Annotated in this window: 2 protein-coding genes; both read right to left on the bottom strand. The window is 76.3% G+C overall.

Annotation, left to right across the window (positions count from 1 at the left end; genetic code table 11):
- Positions 1-702 (bottom strand): MEDS domain-containing protein (locus IE312_RS23570; RefSeq protein WP_189984321.1); only part of this gene is annotated, 702 nt, incomplete at its 3' end.
- Positions 699-1,064, bottom strand: a complete 366-nt coding sequence (locus tag IE312_RS23565) for an STAS domain-containing protein (protein WP_229900336.1) — start codon at positions 1,062-1,064, stop codon at positions 699-701. The genes IE312_RS23570 and IE312_RS23565, both read right to left, overlap by 4 nt.
- Between the last annotated feature and the right edge of the window lie 68 nt (positions 1,065-1,132).

The following is a 1,132-nucleotide window of genomic DNA, read 5'->3' as shown; positions in this document are numbered from 1 at the left end:
CAGGTTCTCCAGCGCGAGGCCGGCGAGGCCCAGCCGGGCGCCGTGGCCGGTGGCCAGGTGCCGGACGGCGGACAGGGTCCCCTCGTCGAAGGCGACGGCGAGCACGTCCGGGCCGGTGCCGGGGGCGGCGGGCAGCGGCTCGTTGTAGCGGGCGACCACGCCGTCGGGGTCGTAGGCCGCGCTGGCGCGTTCGGCGGCGGAGCCGGCGGGGATGACGACGGGGTGGGTGGCGTGCGCGTCGGCGAGGGCCCGCTCGTCCAGGCGTGAGGTGTCGTAGGGGCACAGGATGGTGACCGCGCGGCCCCGGAACGCCGCGTTGATCAGTGCCTCGTGCTGGGCGCAGGCCGGGTACTCGGCCGGGCTGCGGTCCGCCCAGACGGGCTCGCCGATGATGTGGACGCGCCGGCCGGGCGGCTGGGTGTCGGCGAAGGCGCGCAGCACGCCGGGGATGATCCGGCCGGGATTGCGGCCGGCCTCGCGCATGTCCAGGAAGCGGACGGTGGCGCCGTCGGCCCCCAGCTCGTCCTGGATCAGCCGCAGGTTGTCACCGGGCACCGCGATCGCGACCGGCTCGTCCGCCGCGAGCGCCGCGCGGACGAAGGGCACGGTGCCGGCCAGGTACTCCCCCGCGTCGCCGTAGAACAGCGCGGGGTGCACGAACGGGTCCGCGGGGCACGGGGTTTCGGACGTCCCGGTCGTCACGTCGTCACCTCGATCCCCGGCAGACCGGGCCACAGCAGCTCCAGTATCCGCGGTACCGCGTCCGGTGGCCGGTCCAGGACCAGCCGGCGCCGCCCGCCGAGGCCGCGGGCGGCGTCCGCCAGCGCCCCGACGCCCGCGACGTCGACGAAGGTCAGCGCGGAAAGCTCCAAGTAGTACACGTCCTCGCCCTCGCGTACGGCCCGCTGCAGCGCGCGCTCCCAGATGCCGCGCGTCGGCAGGCTCACCTCGCCCGCCGCCCGGAACCCGGTCCGCCCGGTCAACGGGTGCACGTCGAGCCTCGGTGCCGCGGGCATGGGCTCGGCGGCGGCCGGCAGGCTGCCCGCCGGCTCTGGTCCGCTCATGTGGTCTCCCGGCCGCGCAGGTACATGAACCCCCAGTATGCGCCTTGCCCGGCCGACCGGACGCACGT

The sequence above is a fragment of the Streptomyces capoamus genome (assembly GCF_014654935.1).
GTDB classification, from domain to species: domain Bacteria; phylum Actinomycetota; class Actinomycetes; order Streptomycetales; family Streptomycetaceae; genus Streptomyces; species Streptomyces capoamus.
This window is presented reverse-complemented; position numbering and strand designations above follow the sequence as displayed.

Coding starts and splice junctions, on each gene's coding strand:
- IE312_RS23565 (WP_229900336.1), bottom strand. CDS start 1,064: ATGAGCGGACCAGAGCCGGCGGGCAGCCTGCCGGCCGCCGCCGAGCCC.